The organism is Pseudomonas fuscovaginae SE-1, assembly GCF_000364705.1.
Lineage (GTDB): Bacteria > Pseudomonadota > Gammaproteobacteria > Pseudomonadales > Pseudomonadaceae > Aquipseudomonas > Aquipseudomonas fuscovaginae_A.
In genome coordinates, this window is sequence record NZ_AQOH01000243.1 from 26440 (window position 1) to 46508 (window position 20069).

Annotated in this window: 18 protein-coding genes and 2 tRNA genes; 14 read left to right on the plus strand and 6 right to left on the minus strand. The window is 62.5% G+C overall.

The window, feature by feature from the left end:
* Position 1: 1 nt before the first annotated feature.
* On the plus strand, positions 2-442 hold the full coding sequence (gene fkpB, locus K675_RS0120780) for an FKBP-type peptidyl-prolyl cis-trans isomerase (protein ID WP_198291665.1): 441 nt from the start codon (positions 2-4) through the stop codon (positions 440-442).
* Positions 443-548: 106 nt separating this feature from the next.
* On the plus strand, positions 549-1496 hold the full coding sequence (ispH, locus tag K675_RS0120785; protein WP_017905404.1) for a 4-hydroxy-3-methylbut-2-enyl diphosphate reductase: 948 nt from the start codon (positions 549-551) through the stop codon (positions 1494-1496).
* On the opposite strand, the gene K675_RS0120790 is transcribed toward ispH, so the two are convergent.
* Entirely contained in the window at positions 1473-2012 is a 540-nt protein-coding gene (locus tag K675_RS0120790) for a GspH/FimT family pseudopilin (RefSeq protein ID WP_017905405.1), read from the minus strand. The genes ispH and K675_RS0120790 overlap by 24 nt on opposite strands.
* A gap of 129 nt (positions 2013-2141) precedes the next feature.
* On the opposite strand from K675_RS0120790, the gene K675_RS0120795 reads away from it, so the two are divergent.
* The 7 genes from K675_RS0120795 to thiO all read left to right on the plus strand — a co-directional run bounded on the left by K675_RS0120795 (position 2142) and on the right by thiO (position 8977).
* A complete protein-coding gene (locus tag K675_RS0120795; RefSeq protein ID WP_017905406.1) occupies positions 2142-2609 on the plus strand; it encodes a GspH/FimT family pseudopilin in 468 nt (155 codons plus the stop codon).
* Positions 2609-3079: a type IV pilus modification protein PilV gene (pilV, locus tag K675_RS0120800; protein ID WP_017905407.1), complete on the plus strand. Its 471-nt coding sequence runs from the start codon at positions 2609-2611 to the stop codon at positions 3077-3079. The genes K675_RS0120795 and pilV overlap by 1 nt, the downstream gene beginning before the upstream one ends.
* Positions 3076-3795: a PilW family protein gene (locus tag K675_RS0120805; protein WP_017905408.1), complete on the plus strand. Its 720-nt coding sequence runs from the start codon at positions 3076-3078 to the stop codon at positions 3793-3795. The genes pilV and K675_RS0120805 overlap by 4 nt, the downstream gene beginning before the upstream one ends.
* A 62-nt stretch (positions 3796-3857) precedes the next feature.
* Complete coding sequence (locus K675_RS0120810) at positions 3858-4298, plus strand: pilus assembly PilX family protein (protein WP_017905409.1); 441 nt, start codon at positions 3858-3860, stop codon at positions 4296-4298.
* On the plus strand, positions 4285-7413 hold the full coding sequence (locus tag K675_RS0120815; protein ID WP_026145390.1) for a pilus assembly protein: 3129 nt from the start codon (positions 4285-4287) through the stop codon (positions 7411-7413). The genes K675_RS0120810 and K675_RS0120815 overlap by 14 nt, the downstream gene beginning before the upstream one ends.
* Before the next feature lie 12 nt (positions 7414-7425).
* A complete protein-coding gene (locus K675_RS0120820) occupies positions 7426-7824 on the plus strand; it encodes a type IV pilin protein (protein WP_017905411.1) in 399 nt (132 codons plus the stop codon).
* A 49-nt stretch (positions 7825-7873) separates the two neighbouring features.
* Positions 7874-8977, plus strand: coding sequence for a glycine oxidase ThiO (gene thiO, locus K675_RS0120825; RefSeq protein WP_017905412.1), 1104 nt, complete (start codon positions 7874-7876; stop codon positions 8975-8977).
* Between the two features lie 124 nt (positions 8978-9101).
* On the opposite strand, the gene K675_RS0120830 is transcribed toward thiO, so the two are convergent.
* The 4 genes from K675_RS0120830 to K675_RS0120845 all read right to left on the minus strand — a co-directional run bounded on the left by K675_RS0120830 (position 9102) and on the right by K675_RS0120845 (position 13412).
* Positions 9102-10445: a sigma-54-dependent transcriptional regulator gene (locus K675_RS0120830; protein WP_017905413.1), complete on the minus strand. Its 1344-nt coding sequence runs from the start codon at positions 10443-10445 to the stop codon at positions 9102-9104.
* Between the two features lie 2 nt (positions 10446-10447).
* Positions 10448-12037, minus strand: coding sequence for a sensor histidine kinase (locus K675_RS0120835; RefSeq protein ID WP_017905414.1), 1590 nt, complete (start codon positions 12035-12037; stop codon positions 10448-10450).
* Positions 12027-12260 (minus strand): PP0621 family protein, encoded by a 234-nt coding sequence (locus K675_RS0120840; RefSeq protein WP_017905415.1) that lies wholly within the window; start codon positions 12258-12260, stop codon positions 12027-12029. Before K675_RS0120840 ends, K675_RS0120835 begins: the two co-directional genes overlap by 11 nt.
* A 135-nt stretch (positions 12261-12395) precedes the next feature.
* On the minus strand, positions 12396-13412 hold the full coding sequence (locus K675_RS0120845) for an outer membrane protein assembly factor BamD (RefSeq protein WP_017905416.1): 1017 nt from the start codon (positions 13410-13412) through the stop codon (positions 12396-12398).
* A gap of 151 nt (positions 13413-13563) precedes the next feature.
* Between K675_RS0120845 and rluD the strand changes: the two genes are divergently transcribed.
* From rluD to K675_RS0120870, 5 genes are all read left to right on the plus strand, one after another.
* Entirely contained in the window at positions 13564-14526 is a 963-nt protein-coding gene (gene rluD / locus K675_RS0120850) for a 23S rRNA pseudouridine(1911/1915/1917) synthase RluD (protein WP_026145391.1), read from the plus strand.
* Entirely contained in the window at positions 14523-15248 is a 726-nt protein-coding gene (pgeF, locus tag K675_RS0120855; RefSeq protein ID WP_017905418.1) for a peptidoglycan editing factor PgeF, read from the plus strand. The genes rluD and pgeF overlap by 4 nt, the downstream gene beginning before the upstream one ends.
* Before the next feature lie 130 nt (positions 15249-15378).
* Positions 15379-17943, plus strand: coding sequence for an ATP-dependent chaperone ClpB (gene clpB / locus K675_RS0120860; protein WP_017905419.1), 2565 nt, complete (start codon positions 15379-15381; stop codon positions 17941-17943).
* Between the two features lie 309 nt (positions 17944-18252).
* Positions 18253-18328, plus strand: a tRNA-Asn gene (locus K675_RS0120865).
* A gap of 9 nt (positions 18329-18337) precedes the next feature.
* Positions 18338-18414 (plus strand) — tRNA-Pro (locus K675_RS0120870).
* A gap of 334 nt (positions 18415-18748) precedes the next feature.
* Here the strand turns inward: K675_RS0120870 and K675_RS0120875 are convergent.
* Positions 18749-20059 (minus strand): NAD(P)/FAD-dependent oxidoreductase, encoded by a 1311-nt coding sequence (locus tag K675_RS0120875; RefSeq protein WP_017905420.1) that lies wholly within the window; start codon positions 20057-20059, stop codon positions 18749-18751.
* Between the last annotated feature and the right edge of the window lie 10 nt (positions 20060-20069).

The following is a 20069-nucleotide window of genomic DNA, read 5'->3' on the forward strand; positions in this document are numbered from 1 at the left end:
AGTGGCTGAGCAACGGATCGGTCAGAACACCCAGGTCACCCTGCATTTCGCCCTGCGCCTGGAAAACGGCGACACGGTCGACAGCACGTTCGACAAGGCACCGGCGACCTTCAAGGTCGGTGACGGCAACCTGCTGCCCGGTTTCGAGGCCGCGCTGTTCGGCTTCAAGGCCGGCGACAAGCGCAGCCTGACCATCCCGGTGGAAAACGCCTTTGGTCAGCCCAATCCACAGAACGTGCAGGTCATGCCACGCTCGCAGTTCCAGGACATGGAGCTGTCGGAAGGCCTGCTGGTGATCTTCAACGACGCCGCCAATACCGAGCTGCCGGGCGTGGTCAAGGCGTTCGACGACGCCCAGGTGACCGTCGACTTCAACCACCCGCTGGCCGGCAAGGTGCTGACCTTCGATGTGGAGATCATCGAAGTCAAGGCACTGTCCTGAGACTCCGCCCTGGTAGGCGCCGCATCCTCGCGGCGCCATACCGTAGCGATATGCCGCGCAAGCGGTAGAATGTTCCAACCCTTGCGCGCAAGACACGAGGCACAGCATGCAAATCAAACTCGCCAACCCCCGTGGCTTCTGCGCCGGCGTGGACCGGGCGATCGAAATCGTCAACCGGGCCCTGGAGGTCTTCGGTCCGCCGATCTACGTGCGTCACGAGGTGGTGCATAACAAATTCGTCGTCGAAGACCTGCGTGCCCGCGGTGCTGTCTTCGTCGAGGAACTGGACCAGGTACCGGACGATGTCATCGTCATCTTCAGTGCCCACGGCGTTTCCCAGGCCGTGCGCAGCGAAGCGGCCGGGCGTGGCCTGAAGGTCTTCGATGCCACCTGCCCGCTGGTGACCAAGGTGCATATCGAAGTGGCGCGCTACAGCCGTGACGGTCGTGAGTGCATCCTGATCGGCCACGCCGGGCATCCGGAAGTGGAAGGCACCATGGGCCAGTACGACGCCAGCAACGGTGGTGCGATCTACCTGGTGGAGGACGAGAAGGACGTCGCCGCCCTGCAGGTGCGCAATCCCGACAGGCTGGCGTTCGTGACCCAGACCACCTTGTCGATGGATGACACCAGTCGCGTCATCGATGCCCTGCGCACGCGCTTCCCGGCGATTGGCGGGCCGCGCAAGGACGACATCTGCTACGCCACGCAGAATCGCCAGGATGCGGTCAAGCAACTGGCCGACGAGTGCGATGTGGTGCTGGTGGTGGGCAGCCCGAACAGCTCCAATTCCAACCGCCTGCGTGAACTGGCCGAGCGCATGTCGACACCGGCCTACCTGATCGACGGTGCCGAGGACATGCAGCGCAGTTGGTTCGACGGTGTCGAGCGGATCGGCATCACCGCCGGCGCTTCTGCCCCGGAAGTCCTGGTGCGCGGCGTGATCCAGCAGCTTCAGGCCTGGGGTGCGACCGGTGCCGATGAGCTGGCCGGCCGCGAGGAGAACATCACCTTCTCCATGCCCAAGGAACTACGCGTTCGCACGCTCCCCTGAGCCTGGGGCGCCGCAGAGCGCCTCCTGCTTCTCGCCTGTTTCTAGCCTGATCCGACCTGTCCTGGCGAGCACCACGCGGTGTTGGCTCAGTGGCTTGTTCGCGGCGCAGATGTGCAGGGTTCCGCCTGCCACGCCGTCGTTGGTCGGCGCACCGATCGATGAGAACCGCACGAAACTTCTTACGTGCTGATTGCCGACAATCGGCCCGGCACTGCTGTCCTGTCGTTCGACCAGGGTTGGGTTGCTGTCGTCTCCGGGGCCTTGGCCGCTCAGGTCGAGAATGATACGCCAGCCCTGGCTCCAGTCATCGTTCAGCGCGTGGATGATCACGGCCTGGTTGCGCAGGATCGCCTCGGTGCGGGCCGTTTGCAGGCCGAGGGCGAGCTGTTCGGCGGACAGTTGGCGACGTTGTGAGGCGAGCCGCTCGCCGAATGACGGTGCCGCCAGCCTTGCCAGCACGGCGATAACCACCAGCACGGCCAGCAGTTCCACCAGGCTCAGGCCTCGTTGGTGCATGGGCTCTCCCTCCGTGGAGTGGCCGGGACGACAGACTCGCGTTGATCCCGAGAAAACAACCGTACGTCCTGGCGAAGAATGTTCCAGGTTGTAGAGCCAGTTATAGTCCAGGTACTTGAGGGGTACGCAATGGACAGTGGTAACAAGGGATTTACGCTGGTCGAGCTGATGCTCACCCTCGCGGTCTTCGCGATTCTCGTGGCGATTGCGCTGCCATCCTATAAAAGCTCCAGCGACAGAACCAAGGCCGATACCGAGGTCAACGATCTGATGCGGGGGCTCAGTTATGCGCGCCTGGAAGCCATCGACCGGGGGATCGGCACGCGTATCCGTCCCCAGGTTGCCAATGGCGCCTGGACCAGCCAACTGGTGGTGATGTCGGTGGCTGACGATTCGGCCGGCCGCACCAACTACTATCAGGTCATCCCGCCGATGAGCAGTGGCGCCACGTTGGATGTGACGGCCGGGGTCGGCAGCCTGGATTTCAACAACCTGGGTGGGGTCTCCACCGCTGCGACCTTCGTCTACACGCTCGGCGCGCAAACCCGTACCTTGAATGTCTGTCCGAACGGCAGGGTCGTCCTGGGGAGTTGCTGATGGCATGCATCGTCGGTGGAAAGCAGGCTGGCCTGACCCTGATCGAAGTGATGGTGTCGGTGCTGATTCTCGCCGTGGGTCTGCTGGGCGCGGCGGCTATCCAGCTCAATGCGCTGAAGTATACCGACAGTTCGATGATGACCAGCCAGGCCAGCTTCATCGCCTATGACATGCTCGATCGTATCCGTGCGAATCCGGACGCGAACTACGCCGTGAGCAACCTGCAGAGCATCACGGCGACGGCGGGCTCGACTGCGGCACGGGATGCCGACCTCTACGACTTCAAGAACAACATCAACAATTTTGCCGCGACGGATGGCAGCGGCAGCATTGCGGTCAACAACCGCGTGGTGACCATCACCATCGGCTGGGGGGACAAGCGGGCCGACGATGCGACGACGGCGAATGCGCCGACCCGCACCTTCGTGCTGACCAGCCGGGTGGCCACCGACCCGGTGGCGACACCATGAAAAGGCTGTCCAGGGGCTTTGGCCTGATCGAGCTGATGATCGCCCTCGTCCTCGGCCTGGTGATCGTGGCCGGCATCACCCAGATATTCCTCTCCGCCAGGAACACCTACGCCAGCCAGAACGCGGCCGCCGCCATGCAGGAGGATGCGCGCTTCATTCTGAGCAAGATGATCCAGGAAATACGGATGGTGGGAATGTTCGGCTGCCTGACGACCGCCGCGATTGTCGACGGGAGCAATCCTGCCACGTTCGCCACCAACGCCACCACGCCGATCTCGTGGAACAATGCCAACAAGTCGCTGGTCCTGGTGACGGCTGATATCGGCACCGGGGGCGGTGTGCCCACCTGGACGATCACTTCCGACTGTCGCACCACTGCCACGGCCTATACCGGAGCGGCGACGCCCGCCAGCGGCCAGCAGGCGTTCCCCATTCGCAAGCTGACCTACACCTATAGCGGCAACCAGCTATTGCTGCTGGCAGGTACGGGGACTGGCACCGGGGCGGCGTTGGTCAACAATGTCGCGGCTTTCGACGTGAGGTTCGGTGTCGCGGCCAATGCTACCGACACCGCCGTGCTCAATTACAACAGCAACCCCAGCGATCCCGCCACCATCCGCAGCGTACGTCTGAGCATCACCCTATCCGACCCGAGCAATCGAGTCAGGAACCAGACTTTCACGGCGGTGGCCGCCTTGCGAAACCGGCTTCAGTAGGTAAGTGCATGAATCGCTCACGGCAAGCCCCACCCCCTATTGGTCGCAGGCAGCAGAGCGGCATGGCCTTGCTGGTCAGCCTGGTGTTTCTGCTGCTGTTGACCCTGATCGGCATTTCCTCCATGCAAAGCGCGACATTGCAGGAAAAGATGGCGGGCAGCGTGACCTTGCGCAATACGTCATTCCAGACCGCCGAGGCGGTCCTGCGGATGGGCGAGAATGCGGTCCAGCAGAGCAATTACTCATTGGCGGTCTGCACAAACGCCGTCCGTTGTGCGCCGCCTCCCGAGTCCGCGACCCTGGTTGCTGCGCAGACGGATGCCACGTCAGGGGTGGTCTGGGTCGCAGCGGGCGGCGGTTTCTATGGGGTACAGAACATCGGAACGTCGATGACGGCAGTCAGCCTGCCGAGCAATACCTCCGCGACCCTGTATCGAATCACCGCAGTCGCCATTTCGGGCAATTCGCGCACGGTTCTGGAGAGCATCTATGCCAAGTACTAGACCTCGCGACAGTTGGCCCCGGCGTTGCCTGAAGGCAGCGGCGGGGGCCTTGCTGGGCCTGTATCTCGCGGCCCCGGCCTATGCCTTCACGCCCGCCGACGCGCCCTTGCTGAGCGCGGCGGCCGTCGCTCCCAATGTCATGCTGCTGGTCGATGATTCCGGCAGCATGAACAGCATCATCTGGGCCGCCGACTTCGACCCCAATGCGAACTGGGGGACTGTAGTGAACTGTGCGGACTTCCTTTGCCTCGGCTCGCAAACGCTGGATGCCGACGACACCAATGTCTTCGTTGGCAACCTCTATGGTGGCGGCTGTTCCCTCAGCGGCAACTGGTATCGTTTCTATAGAGGCCTTCTTCAGTCGTCCGTGTGTTTGCGCCTGCCCGATCCGGTGGGCGGCGGCAATACCCGCTATTCGACGGCCTACCTGGCCTACCTGCTGAGAAAGGCCAATGGGGTGAACACCGACTTCACCACGGGCACGCTGGTGCCCAACGACTATCGCATCAACGTTGCGCGGGAGGTCTCCAAGACCCTGGTGACGCAGAACCGTTCGCTGCGCATTGGCCTGGCGACCTTCAACCCGCCGACCTTCAGTGATCCCGGTCCCGGCGGCTATATCGTCCGTTCGGTCGCCGACCTGTCACCCGTCAGCGGTTCGGTGACCCAGACTCAGGCGAATACCAACTACAACTCGCTGATCAGTTCCATCAATGGCTTGGGCGCCATTGCCAACACGCCATTGGCGGAAACCTATTACGAGATCACCCGCTACTTTCGTGGCATGACGCCCTACTACAACGCCTCGCCGAGCACCTACACCAGCCCTATCCAATACCGCTGCCAGAAGAACTATGGCGTGGTGATAACCGACGGGTTGCCGACCTACGACCGGACGTTTCCGTCGAATGATCCCCAGGCCCAGGGGACGAACAGGTTGCCCAACTGGGATGGGAAAAACAACGACGGCGACAACCCCACGGGCGGGGATGGCGAGGGCGACAGCCTTTACCTCGATGACATTGCCAAGTTTGCCTATGACATCGACATGCGTTCATCCGGAACCGATGCCGCAGGCAAGAGCTGGAACAGCGCCGATTTTCCAAAACAGAACATGAGCACCTACACGGTGGGGTTCACGGCGGCCAACCAGATGCTCTCCGATGCCGCCAGCTATGGGCAGGGCAGGTACTACCAGGCGATCGACAGCGCCGGCCTGAGTACCGCGCTGTCCGCCGCCTTCAGCGACATCACCTCCAAGGCCGGTTCCGGTGGTGGGGGTTCGGCCATTGCCGGTACCGCCTCCACGAGCGCCAGTTACTTCCAGACCGGCTATGACCCGGCGGACTGGCACGGCACGATCAAGTCGTACGGCTTCAATACCAATGGTACGGTCAATACCGCCGCGTTGAACTGGAGCACCGACACCACCATCAGGACCAGTTCCACCGCGCCCCTGTATCAGTCATGGAATACCACGAGCAACACGGTGGTGGCCCTGGCATTCAACAACTTCTCCACGACGCAACGAGCGGCGCTCAACCTGGGCCTGCCCAGCGGTATCGTGGGCAATGACCTGGTGGAGTGGAGCAAGGGCACCAACAAAACCGGGCTGAAGACGCGTACGCTGTTGCTCGGCGATATCATCAACTCGCCGCTGGTGGTGGCCTTGCCCAGCGAGCAGACCGCTTCCGATCTGGTGGGCGACAGCAGCTACAGCGTCTACCTGAGCACCAAGGCCAGCAGGATGAACAGCAACCTGGTGGTCAATGGCAACGACGGCTTCATGAGCGTGATCAATTCCAGTACCGGTGCCCGGGTTTACGCCTACATGCCCAGCAGTGTGCTGCCATCGCTGCATTTCATTGCCGACCCGGCCTATATCAACGGTACCAGCCATAAATTCCTCAATGATGGTCAGGTTGGCGTATTCGATGCACAGTTCAACAACAGTGCCTGGAAGACCGTGGCGCTGGGTGGAGTGGGGGCAGGCGGCAAGGCATTCTTTGCCGTCCAGTTGTTCGATGCCACGCTGGGCAATGTCTACAACGCCCTCTGGGAGTTACGCGCCCCCGACATCGCGGATACCGGCAATCCGCTGAACGATATCGGCTACGCCTATGCCAGGCCCGAAGTTGCCCGATTGCCCGACGGCCGCTGGGCGGCGTTCATCGCCAACGGCTATGGCAGCAATTCCGGTGTCGCGGCGTTGTACATCGTCGATATCCGTGACGGTTCGCTGATCAGAAAAATCGTGGTCGACAGTAGCGAAACGACCAATGGCCTATCCTCGGTGAAGCTGAAGGTGAATGCCCAGAACGTGGTCCAGGCAGCCTATGGCGGCGACCTCAAGGGGCGCCTGTGGAAGTTCGACCTGAGTTCCACCACGATCAACAGCTGGGGCCTGGCCTTTGCCGGTTCACCATTGTTTACCGCACCCGGTGGTGCCAGCCAGCCCATCACCGCGCAACCGTTGCTGATCGACCATCCGATCAACGGCAAAATGGTGTTTTTCGGTACCGGGAAATTCAATGAAACCTCTGACAAGTTGAGCAAGGACGGGCAGGCCTTCTACGGTATATGGGATGCCGATGGCGGGGCAGGCAGGATCACCGTGAGCAACCTGGTGGCCCAGTCGATTACCGGTGTCTTCACCTCCAATGGCGTGCAGTTCATCACCACCAGCGAAAACCCGGTGGTTTACCCGGCACAGAGCGGCTGGTACCTGCCGCTGATCTATAACAATGTGGCCACGGGGGAACGGGTGATCTACCCGGCGCGCACGACCCTGGGGCGAATTGTCTTCACCACCGCTGCCGTCGATACCACCGATCCCTGCGCCAGTTTCGGTACCGGCCGGGTGGTGGAGCTGGATGCGTTCACCGGGAAAATGCTCAGCTATGCCGTGCTCGATACCAGCGGTGACGGGGTTGTCGACGGTGGTGACCTGCGTTCGAGCGGGTTCAATTTTTCTGCCATCCCCAACCTGACCGGCATCATGGGCGGCAGTGGGGGGCAGACTAAAATCTTCAGCGACTCCAGCGGTGGCACCACCTCCATGGCGGAAAAAGGCGGTGGCGGCAGTCGACGGATCATGTGGCGACAAATCCAATAGGAAAGAACGTGTATGACGCAGGCAGCCAAAGGCTTCACCTTGATCGAACTCATGATTGTCGTGGCCATTGTCGGTATCCTTGCGGCGGTGGCCTATCCCAGTTATATCGAGTACTCGAAGCGTACCCATCGCACGGAGATTGCCGGACTGCTCTCGGAGCAGGCACAGAATCTGGAGCGTTACTATTCGAGGAACGGCTTTTACACCAACGCCAGTGTTTCCACCGGGAACGGCTACTACTCCATTGCCGCTACCTTGAACGCCCAGGATTTCACCCTGGCAGCTACGGCGGCGGCAGGCTCGATGATGGTGGGCGACAAGTGTGGCGGTTTCACCATTACCCAGACGGGTGCACGCAGCAACCCGGGCGCCAGCTCAGGTGTGACGACAAAGGACTGTTGGGGGCGCTGACTTTTTTCAGGAGTGGTTGAGCACGCTCCCTACAGGTTTGGATCGACAGATGAGCAGGCAGCAACAAGTGATAATCGTGGGGGGCGGCGTGATTGGCTTGTTGACCGCCTTCAATCTGGCGGGGAATGTCGAGCGAGTGATTCTGCTCGATCGCGCAGGCCTGGGCCGGGAGTCCTCCTGGGCCGGTGGCGGGATCGTCTCGCCGTTGTATCCATGGCGCTACAGCGCGGCCGTCACGGCCCTGGCCCATTGGTCGCAGGATTTCTACCCGCAGTTGGGCGAGCGCCTGTTCGCCAGCACTGGCGTCGATCCGGAAGTCCATGTCACCGGCCTCTACTGGCTGGACCTCGATGACGAGGCCGAAGCCCTGGCCTGGGCCGAGCGCGAGCAGCGCCCACTGAGCCGTGTGGATATCTCGGCGGTTCGTGACGCGGTGCCGGTGATGGGGGATGGCTACTCCCGGGCGATCCATATGGCGCATGTCGCCAACGTGCGCAACCCGCGGCTGGTGAAGTCGCTCAAGGCAGCCCTGCAGGCATTGCCCAATGTCACGATCCACGAGCAGTGCGAAGTCGGCGACTTCATTCGCGAAGACGATAAAGTCGTGGGTGTGCGCACCTCGGTGGGTGAGCTGCGTGCCGAGCAGATCGTCCTGGCCGCCGGTGCCTGGAGTGGCGAACTGCTGAAGAACCTGGGGTTGGAACTGCCGGTCGAGCCGGTCAAGGGCCAGATGATTTTGTACAAATGTGCGGCAGACTTCCTGCCGAGCATGATTCTGGCCAAGGGCCGTTATGCGATTCCGCGGCGTGACGGGCATATCCTGATTGGCAGTACCCTGGAGCATGAAGGTTTCGACAAGACCCCGACCGTGCCGGCGCTGGACAGTCTCAAGGCGTCGGCGCAGGAGTTGATTCCAGCACTCGCGGGTGTCGAGCCGGTTGCCCACTGGGCGGGCTTGCGGCCAGGCTCTCCGGAGGGGATTCCCTTCATCGGACCGGTGCCTGGTTTCGACGGGCTCTGGCTCAACTGCGGCCACTATCGCAATGGCTTGGTATTGGCGCCAGCGTCCTGCCAGTTGTTTGCCGACCTGCTGCTGGGGCGTGAGCCGATCATCGATCCTGCGCCTTACGCGCCTGCCGGACGCATTCTGTAGGAACCGGCTTGCTGGTGATGGCAATCTGCCATTCGATAGCGTAGTTGACTGATACACCGCAATCGCCAGCAAGCCGGCTCCCACAAGGGCTGTCCTTGGTGGAGAGTGAGGACGATTGGGTGGCTCAGTCCAGCCCCAGCTTCTTCAGGCGATAGCGCATCGAGCGAAACGACAGGCTCAAGCGCTGGGCTGCCGCGGTCCGGTTCCAGCGGGTTTCCTCCAGGGCCTGGAGGATCAGTTTGCGCTCGACATTCTCCAGGTAGTCCTCAAGGTTGTCGATCTGTGCCAGGCTGGGTTCACCGGCCTCGGCCATGTTGCCCGCGGCTTCCGCCAGACGCAGGTCGCTGGCTTCGATCTGGTCGTTTTCGCAGAGGGTGTAGGCCCGTTCGAGCATGTTTTCCAGTTCCCGCACGTTGCCGGGAAAACGATAGCCCTTGAGCGTATCCAACGCTTGCGGGTGCAGCCTGGCGGCCGGCTGGCCGCTGCCCGAGGCCAGACGTTCGAGTACATGGGTCGCCAGGGGCTCGATATCGTCCCGGCGCTCACGCAGGGCCGGGACACGCAGTTCGATGACATTCAGCCGGTAGTAGAGGTCCTGGCGAAACCGCTCGGCAGCCACTTCGGCGTTCAGGTCCTTGTGGGTGGCGCAAAGGATGCGCACATCCACCACTTCCTCCTGTTGCCCGCCGATACTGCGTATGGCCTTCTCCTGGATGGCCCGCAACAGTTTGACCTGCATCGCCAGCGGCAGGTCGGCCACTTCGTCGAGGAACAGCGTGCCGCCGTTGGCCGCCTGGAACAGCCCGGGCTTATCCTCGACCGCGCCGCTGAAACTGCCCTTGCGGTGGCCGAAGAACTCGCTTTCCATCAGTTCCGACGGAATTGCCCCGCAGTTGACCGGTACGAACGGTCGTTCGGCCCGCGGGCCCTGCTCGTGGATCAGGCGCGCCACCAGTTCCTTGCCACTGCCCGACTCGCCGCTGATGTACACCGGTGCCTGGCTGCGCGCCAGCTTGTCGATCTGCTTGCGCAGGGCGCGCATCGGCAGCGAGTCACCGAGCAGTCGGGTGTCGATGGTCGCCGGTTTGTGCCCGGCCACCGGCAGGCGCAGGGCGCTGGCGACCAGTTCGCGCAGGCGGGCCAGGTCCACCGGCTTGGTGAGAAAGTCGAAGGCGCCGGACTTGAGTGCATTGATGGCGGTATCGAGGCTGCCGTAGGCGGTGATCATCGCCACCGGTACCTGGGGGTGCCGCTGCTGGATGTGCTGCACCAGCTCCAGGCCGGTGCCGTCCGGCAGGCGCATATCCGTCAGGCACAGATCAAAGGTGTCTCGGGTCAGCTTGTCGCGGGCTTCGCCGACATTGCGGGCGCTCTGGGTGTCGAGCTTCATTCGGCCCAGGGTGATTTCCAGGAGTTCGCGGATATCCGGCTCATCATCGACGATCAGGACCTTTTGCCGTGGGCTCATGTTCAACTCTGTCTCAGTACGTGTGCGAAGGTGATGCGAAAGCAACTGCCGCCTTCGTGCCTGGAATAGTCTAGGCGGGCCTGGTTGCTTTCGCATAACTCGCGGGACAGGTACAGGCCCAGACCCGTGCCCTGGCTTTCGGTGGTGAAGAAGGGTTCGAACAGGTGCTGCAACTGTTCTGCGGCGACGCCGGGGCCGTTGTCGCGGATTTCAAGCGTCGGCAGGTCGTTCTTGCGCTCGCGCGACAATGTCAGCCAGACCTCGGCCTGCTCATGCAGTTGGGCGCTGTAGCGCAGGCCGTTCTCCAGCAGGTTGTTCAGCACCTGGGTCATTTGCTGCGGGTCGGCATGGGTTTTCAGCCAGTCGTTCTCGATCCGCAGATGCAAGTGCTGGCCTGGGCCGGCTCTTTCGCGCCAGTCGCTGACAAAGGCTTGCAGCCAGGGGCTCAGGTCGAGCAATTGCGGCTCGGCCTGGCGTCGCCGCGACAGTTGCAGGACGTTCTCGATCACCAGATTCATGCGCTTGGACTGGTCCTGGATTATTTGCGTGAGACGTCGGTCGGGATCTTGCAGTTCCTCCGATTCCAGCAGCAGTTGGGCGGCGTGGCTGATGGCTCCGAGGGGATTGCGGATTTCGTGGGCGATCCCGGCGGTCAGCCGGCCCAGGGCGGCGAGTTTGAGTTGCTGGGCCTGTTGGGCGATTTTCGACAGGTCTTCGAGGAAGATCAGCGTCTGGCGCTGCTCGCCCCGCTGCAGGGCGATGAAGCTGGGCTGCAGGACCACGTCACTGCCGGCGACCTTGAGGCTTTGCGGACGCAATGTTGGGTTGCTCTGCCACAGGCGCAGGCGGGCGATCAGCTCCGGTGAGTAGGATTCGATCAGTCGCCCGAGCAGATGCTCCTGGCCCAGCAGCATCAGCCCACTCTGGTTGGCCAGTTGCACGCGATGCTCGGCGTCGAGCACGAGGATGCCGGTATGCATGCGCTGCAGGATCAGGGCATTGAGTTCCTCAAGCTTGGTCACATCGCTGGCACGTTGTTCGGCCAGGGTTTCGCTGACGTTCAGCAGGCGGGTCAGCCCCTGGACGAGGAAGGACGCGGCGAAGCACAGCACGCCCAGCAGCCCGGCTTGCACATAGTAGTTGGCTGCCGCCGGGAGGCTGAAGCTCAGGTAGAAGGTCAGGTAGATGATGCCGCTGGCTGAAATGGCCGCGATCAGCAACCCCATGCGGCCGCGCAGCAGCACGTTGCTGATGGCGACCGAGGCGATCAGCAGGTTGCCGAGACCACTCGGCGGGCCACCTGCGGCATAGAACAGGCCCGACAGCATCACCGCGTCGGCCAGTGCCAGGCTGAAGACCTGGGCCTGGCGCCTGGGATTTTCCAGCAGCACCACTACCAGGATGTTCAGGATCAGGTAGATCCAGCTGCCGGTGCGAAACAGTTCGCCGTCGGTCAGTTCCAGCAGCTTGTCGTCCATCCTGCTGGAAATCAGCAGGACCAGGGCGATGCCGATGCTCAAGCGGTAGAGGTTGTAGAGCCTGAGCAGGCGCTGCGCCTGGGCTCCGCCGAGACTGAAGGTCTCAGCGGTCACGAGGGCTCGGGCCTTGCTCGAGGTGAGCCTGGCTGCAATACCACTCTTGTTGCTGGCTCAGGGCGCGGTCGCGGGGCAGGTGAACGCCACAATGGGCACAGCGCACCATGGGCGGGGCGTTGGGTTCGTCGGCGGGACGGCTGGCGGTTGCGGCCCGTTTGAACTTGCGCCAGAACCATACGGCAGCGGCGATCAGTGCGATCCAGAACAGTAGACGAAGCATGGCAACCCGCTTTTCGACGAATGATCCGGCAGTTTAGCCAAGCTCATGGCGCGAGCCCAGTGCAATTGCGGGGTGCTGGGCCCAAGGCAAAAAAAAGAGCCCCGAGAGGCTCTTTTCTGTAGGCAACCCTGGCTTTCAGTCGAACAGGCCGAAGGTCATGTAGCTGAACCACGAACGGTCGCTGTTGTTGCCTTCGGCTTCGTGCTGCTCTTCCTGGGCGGCATCGCCTTCGGTCGGTTTCAGGTCGGCCGGAATGGCGTCCTTGGCGTCCTGGAACTGTTTCATCACGTCCTGGTTGGCGCGGGTTTCTCCCGGTGGCAGCGGTGGGCGCGACTCGATCAGGCCGAGGGTGGCCTTGCTCAGCCAGGAGCGGTTGTCCGCCTCGGCGACACGTGGCACGAACTGGCCGTCGACCAGGCTCGGGTGGTTCGGGTAGTTGGCCTTCAGCACTTCCAGGCTGGTGGCAGCCAGTTCGTCCAGGTGCAGGCGCTGGTAGGATTCGACCATCACCGCCAGGCCGTCGCCGACCGAAGGGGTTTCCTGGAAGTTTTCCACCACGTAGCGGCCGCGGTTGGCGGCGGCGACATAGGCCTGACGGGTCAGGTAGTAGTCGGCCACGTGGATTTCGTAGGCCGCCAGCAGGTTGCGCAGGTAGATCATGCGCTGCTTGGCGTCCGGCGCGTAGCGGCTGTTCGGGTAGCGGCTGGTCAACTGGGCGAACTCGTTGTAGGAGTCGCGGGCGGCACCCGGGTCACGCTTGGTCATGTCCAGCGGCAGGAAACGCGCCAGCAGGCCAACGTCCTGGTCGAACGAGGTCAGGCCCTTGAGGTAGTAGGCGTAATCCACGTTCGGGTGCTGCGGGTGCAGGCGGATGAAACGCTCGGCGGCGGACTTGGCGGCTTCCGGCTCGGAGTTCTTGTAGTTGGCGTAGATCAGCTCGAGCTGTGCCTGGTCGGCATAGCGTCCGAACGGATAACGCGACTCCAGGGCCTTGAGCTTGGCGGTGGCGGCGGTATAGCTGTTGTTGTCCAGGTCGGCCTGTGCCTGCTGGTACAGCTCGACTTCGCTCAGGTTTTCGTCAACGACTTCCTTCGACGAGCAAGCAGCGGTCAGTGCGAGGATGGCGATCAGCAGCAGGTGTTTCACTTGCATGGCGGCTTGCGTCCCTATGACGGCCGCTGTCTTGGGCGGTGCCGTCCTGTTATGATGAACGCCCCGTTGAAAAGCCTCGGGGCAAAAGACGCCGTATTTAACCACAAGCGCGCAGCCGAAACCAAAGGCTGTGCCGACGCCCAGTCCGAGCATGTCCGATAAAATTGAACTTCGCGCAGAGGTGCCGTCCGAACTGGGCGGTCAACGCCTCGATCAAGTCGCCGCCCAACTGTTTTCCGAGCACTCGCGCTCGCGCCTTTCCACCTGGATCAAGGACGGCCGCCTGACGGTGGATGGTGCGGTGATCCGCCCGCGCGATATCGTCCACGGCGGCTCCGTTCTCGAACTGACCGCCGAACAGGAAGCTCAGGGTGAATGGGTAGCCCAGGATATCGAGCTCGATATCGTCTACGAAGATGACGATATCCTGGTGATCAACAAGCCGGCGGGGCTGGTCGTGCACCCGGCGGCCGGACATGCCAGCGGTACCCTGCTCAACGCGTTGTTGCACCACGTGCCGGACATCGTCAACGTGCCTCGCGCCGGTATCGTGCACCGGCTGGACAAGGACACCACCGGGCTGATGGTGGTGGCCAAGACCATCCAGGCGCAGACGCAACTGGTGGCCCAGTTGCAGAGCCGGACCGTCAGCCGTATCTATGAGTGCATCGTGATCGGCGTGGTCACCGCGGGCGGCAAGATCAATGCCCCGATCGGCCGGCACGGCCAGCAGCGCCAGCGCATGGCCGTGATGGAAGGCGGCAAGCCGGCGGTCAGCCACTATCGTGTACTCGAGCGCTTCCGCTCCCATACCCATGTGCGGGTGAAACTGGAAACCGGCCGGACCCACCAGATCCGCGTGCACATGGCGCACATCAACTTCCCGTTGGTGGGTGACCCTGTCTACGGTGGCCGTTTCCGCATTCCGCCGGCAGCCAGCCCGACCATGGTCGATTCGCTGAAAAACTTCCCGCGTCAGGCCCTGCATGCGCGGTTCCTGGAGCTGGAACATCCGACCACCGGCAAGCGCATGAGTTGGGAGTCGCCGCTGCCGGACGATTTCGTCTGGCTGCTGTCGCTGCTCAAGCAGGACCGCGAGGCCTTCGTCGGGTGAGCGACTTCCTGATTCCGGACTGGCCCGCGCCGGCGCGGGTCAGGGCCTGCGTGACCACTCGTGCGGGGGGCGTCAGCCAGGCGCCGTTCGATAGCCTCAACCTGGGCGATCATGTCGAGGATGACCCGGCCGCGGTCGCGGAAAACCGTCGGCGCCTCAATACGACCTTCTCTATCCGCCCGGCCTGGTTGCGCCAGGTGCATGGCGTGGTGGTGGTCGAGGCTGACCCGGAGGTGACCGCCGAGGCCGATGGCAGTTGGACGATGACTCCCGGGGTGGCTTGTACGGCGATGACCGCCGATTGCCTGCCGGCCTTGTTCTGCGATCGTGCCGGGACCCGCGTGGCGGCGGCCCATGCCGGTTGGCGTGGCCTGGCAGCCGGTGTGCTGGAGGCAGCGGTCGACAGTCTCGGTGTGGCGTCTTCGGAAATACTGGTCTGGCTTGGCCCGGCGATCGGTCCCCAGGCTTTCGAGGTGGGCGCGGAAGTGCGCGAGGCCTTCGTTGCCACTCATCCGGAAACCGTCGAGGCCTTCGTTCCCAGCCGCAACGCCGGCCGTTTCATGGCCGACATCTATGCCCTGGCCCGCCTGCGCCTGGCCGCGCGCGGAGTCACCGCCGTCTACGGTGGCGGCTTCTGCACGGTGTCCGACCCGCGCTTCTATTCCTACCGGCGCAACCCGCGTACCGGTCGTTTCGCCTCTCTGGTCTGGCTGGCCGACTAGACTCTTCTGATCTGCGTCAATCGTCCGACGCTTGAAACTCCCAGAATCGACCGTATCTATAGGTGCATCTGGCAGGCTTCTCCATTCAGGTGTGTCCATCGCTCCGGCCTGCTCAAAAGGAAGGTGACTAATGCGTATAGACCGATTAACCAGCAAGTTGCAGTTGGCCTTGTCCGATGCCCAATCCCTGGCCGTCGGCCTGGATCACCCGGCCATCGAACCGACCCACCTGTTGCAGGCATTGCTGGAACAGCAGGGTGGTTCGATCAAACCCCTGCTGATGCAGGTTGGCTTCGAGGTCAACAGCCTGCGCAAGGAGTTGAGCAAGGAGCTCGACAAGCTGCCGAAAATCCAGAATCCCACCGGCGATGTGAACATGTCGCAGGATCTGGCGCGCCTGTTGAACCAGGCCGATCGCCTGGCCCAGCAGAAGGGCGACCAATTCATCTCCAGCGAACTGGTGCTGCTCGCCGCCATGGACGAGAACAGCAAACTCGGCAAGTTGCTGCTGGGCCAGGGCGTGAGCAAGAAGGCCCTGGAGAACGCGATCAACAACCTGCGGGGTGGCGCGGCGGTCAATGACGCCAACGTCGAGGAATCGCGCCAGGCCCTGGACAAGTACACCGTCGACCTGACCAAGCGTGCCGAAGACGGCAAGCTCGACCCGGTGATCGGCCGTGACGACGAGATTCGCCGTACCATTCAGGTACTGCAACGGCGGACCAAGAACAACCCGGTGCTGATCGGCGAGCCTGGCGTGGGCAAGACCGCCATCGCCGAAGGCCTGGCCCAGCGCATCATCAATGGCGAAGTGCCCGATGGCCTCAAGGGCAAGCGTCTGCTGTCGCTGGACATGGGCGCGCTGATCGCCGGGGCCAAGTACCGCGGAGAGTTCGAGGAGCGCCTCAAGGCACTGCTCAACGAACTGTCGAAGCAGGAAGGGCAGATCATTCTGTTCATCGACGAACTGCACACCATGGTCGGCGCCGGCAAGGGCGAAGGCTCGATGGATGCGGGCAACATGCTCAAGCCGGCTCTGGCGCGTGGCGAACTGCATTGTGTCGGTGCGACCACCCTCAACGAGTACCGTCAATATATAGAGAAGGACGCGGCCCTTGAGCGGCGCTTCCAGAAGGTGCTGGTGGACGAGCCGAGCGAGGAGGACACCATTGCCATCCTGCGCGGCCTGAAAGAGCGTTATGAAGTGCACCACAAGGTGGCCATCACCGACGGCGCGATCATTGCGGCCGCCAAGCTCAGCCATCGCTACATCACTGACCGCCAGTTGCCGGACAAGGCCATCGACCTGATCGACGAAGCCGCCAGCCGCATCCGCATGGAGATCGACTCCAAGCCGGAAGTGCTCGATCGCCTGGAGCGACGCCTGATTCAGCTCAAGGTCGAAGCCCAGGCCCTGAAGAAAGAGGACGACGAGGCAGCGATCAAGCGCCTTGACAAGCTCCAGGAAGACATTGCCCGGCTGGAGCGTGAGTACTCCGACCTGGAAGACGTCTGGGCCTCGGAAAAGGCCGAGGTACAGGGCTCGGCGCAGATCCAGCAGAAAATCGAGCAGTCGCGTCAGGAACTGGAGGCGGCACGTCGCAAGGGCGACCTCAATCGCATGGCGGAACTGCAGTATGGGGTGATCCCGGACCTGGAGCGCAGCCTGCAGATGGTCGACCAGCATGGTCACAGCGAGAACCAGTTGCTGCGCAGCAAGGTCACCGAGGAGGAGATCGCCGAGGTGGTTTCGAAGTGGACCGGCATCCCGGTCTCGAAAATGCTCGAGGGCGAGCGTGAGAAGCTGCTGAAGATGGAAAGCCTGCTGCACCAGCGTGTCATCGGCCAGAGCGAGGCGGTGGTGGCGGTGGCCAACGCGGTACGGCGTTCCCGTGCCGGGTTGTCGGATCCGAATCGTCCGAGCGGTTCGTTCATGTTCCTCGGCCCGACCGGGGTGGGCAAGACCGAACTGTGCAAGGCCCTGGCCGAGTTCCTGTTCGATACCGAAGAGGCCATGGTGCGGATCGACATGTCCGAGTTCATGGAAAAACACTCCGTGGCTCGCCTGATCGGTGCGCCTCCAGGGTATGTCGGTTATGAGGAAGGTGGCTACCTGACCGAGGCCGTGCGGCGCAAGCCATATTCGGTGATCCTGCTGGACGAGGTCGAGAAGGCGCACCCGGATGTGTTCAATATCCTGCTGCAGGTGCTGGAAGATGGTCGCCTGACCGACAGTCACGGCCGCACCGTGGACTTCCGCAACACCGTGGTGGTGATGACCTCCAACCTCGGCTCGACGCAGATCCAGGAGCTGGTGGGTGATCGAGAGGCGCAGCGGGCGGCGGTCATGGATGCCCTGGGCAGCCATTTCCGGCCGGAGTTCATCAACCGGGTCGATGAAGTGGTGATCTTCGAGCCGCTGGCGCGTGAGCAGATCGCCGGTATCACCGAGATCCAGTTGGGCCGCCTGCGTGGCCGCCTGGCCGAGCGCGAGCTGACGCTGACGTTGAGCGACGAGGCGCTGGACAAGTTGATCGCCGTTGGCTACGACCCGGTCTATGGCGCACGGCCGCTGAAACGGGCGATCCAGCGCTGGATCGAGAACCCGCTGGCCCAGTTGATCCTGTCGGGACGCTTCGTGCCGGGGAGCAGCATCACCGGCCAGGTGGAGAACGACGAGATCGTCTTTGCCTGAGTGGTTGCGGCACTGGAAGGAAGGGCCTCGCATCGCGAGGCCTTTTTTTTCGCCAAGGCGTTGAATTCAATGAAAAAGGCTTGTAAAGTGCGCCCCGCAACACGGTCATCCCCGGAACGCCCCCGCAAAGGGAATTCCAAAAAAAGATTGCAAATTCAGTGTCTTGAAAGCAATTTAGGGGTTGACAGAGAGTTGAAAGGTTGTAAAATGACGCGCCTCAGAGACGCAAACGCAGAAATGCGAAAGTGACGAAGAGTAAGCTTCCAGCGATGGGGTGAAGCGTTAGAGTTGTAGCTTGAAATGTGTCGTTCCGTGATAGCTCAGTCGGTAGAGCAAATGACTGTTAATCATTGGGTCCCAGGTTCGAGTCCTGGTCACGGAGCCAATTTCAAACCGGGGTATAGCGCAGTCCGGTAGCGCGCCTGCTTTGGGAGCAGGATGTCAGGAGTTCGAATCCCCTTACCCCGACCATATTCAGAAAAAAAGCACCCGCAAGGGTGCTTTTTTTTGCCCACGTATTTCGTTCTGAGTAGAGTTTGCAGCTTCTGAGTTTTTCAGGAGAACTGTCCCGTCCTGAATAAAGTTTCCCGGTCAACCGGAAAGCAACTCCCATATGGAGCGCAACCTCATGTGGCGAGCAGGCTTGCCTGCGCTGGGGGGCGAAGCGCCCCCAAAGCCTGTGCGCGCCGAATACCGGGCCTATCGTGTTCGCGAGTTTTACGGCTGTTTTTTCATGCTGCTCGCTGGCACTAAGCCATTGCCGGCAAGGGCAGCCGCAACGCCGCCCCGCCGACACACCGCTCGATCAGTGTAACTTCAACCGCGGATCCGTCCCACGCCCGATCCGGCTCCCCAGCATCAGCATCAACGTACGGAACGTGCCGTACAGCGCCATCTGGTGCATGCGATACAACGACACATAGAACATCCGCGCCAGCCAGCCTTCGAGCATCACGCTGCCGGTCAGGTTGCCCATCAGGTTGCCCACCGCCGAGAAGCGCGACAGCGAAATCAGCGAGCCATAGTCGGTGTAGCGGTACTCCGGCAGGGCTCCAGCCTTGCCCTCGATCCTTTGCTTCAGCGACTTGGCCAGCAGCGACGCCTGCTGGTGGGCCGCTTGTGCGCGTGGCGGTACATTGCGATCGCTGCCCGGCTGCGGGCAGGCCGCGCAGTCGCCGAAGGCGAAGATGTTTTCATCGCGAGTGGTCTGCAGCGTCGGCAGGACCTGGAGCTGGTTGATCCGGTTGGTCTCCAGACCGTCAATGTCCTTCAGGAAGCCAGGCGCGCGGATACCGGCTGCCCAGACCTTCAGGCTGGCCGGAATCACCTGGCCATCGGCGGTAAGCAGGCTTTCGGTGGTGACCTCGCTGACCGCCGCGTTGGTCATGACCCGCACGCCAAGTTTTTCCAGGGTCTTGTGCACCGGCCCGCTGATCCGCTCCGGCAAGGCTGGCAGCACCCGCGGACCGGCTTCGATCAGGGTGATGTGCATGTTTTCCGGCTTGATCCGGTCCAGGCCGTAGGCCGCCAGTTCATGGGCGGCGTTGTGCAGTTCTGCGGCCAGTTCCACGCCGGTGGCACCGGCGCCGACGATGGCGACACTGATCATCTGTTCCGGCGTGTCGTTGTGTCCGGCGGCATGGGCACGCAGGTAGTGGTTGAGTAGCTGCTGGTGGAAGCGCTCGGCCTGCTTGCGGGTATCGAGGAACAGGCAGTGCTGCGCCGCGCCCTGGGTGCCGAAGTCATTGGTGGTACTGCCGACGGCGATCACCAGGGTGTCGTAGCCCAGCTCGCGAGCCGGCAGCAACTCTACGCCGTTTTCGTCGTAGGTCGCGGCCAACTGGATTTTTTTACCGGCGCGATCAAGCCCGCTCATGCGGCCGAGCTGGAACTCGAAGTGGTTCCATTTCGCCTGGGCGACATAGTTGAGTTCGTCTTCCGAAGAGTTCAGGGAGCCGGCGGCCACTTCGTGCAGCAGGGGCTTCCAGATGTGGGTCAGGTTCGCGTCGACCAGCACGATGCTGGCACTGCCGCGTTTACCCAGAGTCTTACCCAGGCGGGTCGCCAACTCCAGGCCGCCGGCGCCGCCGCCAACGATCACGATACGATGGGTCATGGGGATATCT

What these genes read in the sequence shown, in the direction of transcription:
- ispH (WP_017905404.1), top strand. Translation starts at nt 549, where the DNA reads ATGCAAATCAAACTCGCCAACCCCCGTGGCTTCTGCGCCGGCGTGGAC.
- K675_RS0120790 (WP_017905405.1), bottom strand. Translation starts at nt 2,012, where the DNA reads ATGCACCAACGAGGCCTGAGCCTGGTGGAACTGCTGGCCGTGCTGGTG.
- K675_RS0120795 (WP_017905406.1), top strand. Translation starts at nt 2,142, where the DNA reads ATGGACAGTGGTAACAAGGGATTTACGCTGGTCGAGCTGATGCTCACC.
- pilV (WP_017905407.1), top strand. Translation starts at nt 2,609, where the DNA reads ATGGCATGCATCGTCGGTGGAAAGCAGGCTGGCCTGACCCTGATCGAA.
- K675_RS0120805 (WP_017905408.1), top strand. Translation starts at nt 3,076, where the DNA reads ATGAAAAGGCTGTCCAGGGGCTTTGGCCTGATCGAGCTGATGATCGCC.
- K675_RS0120810 (WP_017905409.1), top strand. Translation starts at nt 3,858, where the DNA reads ATGGCCTTGCTGGTCAGCCTGGTGTTTCTGCTGCTGTTGACCCTGATC.
- K675_RS0120815 (WP_026145390.1), top strand. Translation starts at nt 4,285, where the DNA reads ATGCCAAGTACTAGACCTCGCGACAGTTGGCCCCGGCGTTGCCTGAAG.
- K675_RS0120820 (WP_017905411.1), top strand. Translation starts at nt 7,426, where the DNA reads ATGACGCAGGCAGCCAAAGGCTTCACCTTGATCGAACTCATGATTGTC.
- thiO (WP_017905412.1), top strand. Translation starts at nt 7,874, where the DNA reads ATGAGCAGGCAGCAACAAGTGATAATCGTGGGGGGCGGCGTGATTGGC.
- K675_RS0120830 (WP_017905413.1), bottom strand. Translation starts at nt 10,445, where the DNA reads ATGAGCCCACGGCAAAAGGTCCTGATCGTCGATGATGAGCCGGATATC.
- K675_RS0120840 (WP_017905415.1), bottom strand. Translation starts at nt 12,260, where the DNA reads ATGCTTCGTCTACTGTTCTGGATCGCACTGATCGCCGCTGCCGTATGG.
- K675_RS0120845 (WP_017905416.1), bottom strand. Translation starts at nt 13,412, where the DNA reads ATGCAAGTGAAACACCTGCTGCTGATCGCCATCCTCGCACTGACCGCT.
- rluD (WP_026145391.1), top strand. Translation starts at nt 13,564, where the DNA reads ATGTCCGATAAAATTGAACTTCGCGCAGAGGTGCCGTCCGAACTGGGC.
- clpB (WP_017905419.1), top strand. Translation starts at nt 15,379, where the DNA reads ATGCGTATAGACCGATTAACCAGCAAGTTGCAGTTGGCCTTGTCCGAT.
- K675_RS0120875 (WP_017905420.1), bottom strand. Translation starts at nt 20,059, where the DNA reads ATGACCCATCGTATCGTGATCGTTGGCGGCGGCGCCGGCGGCCTGGAG.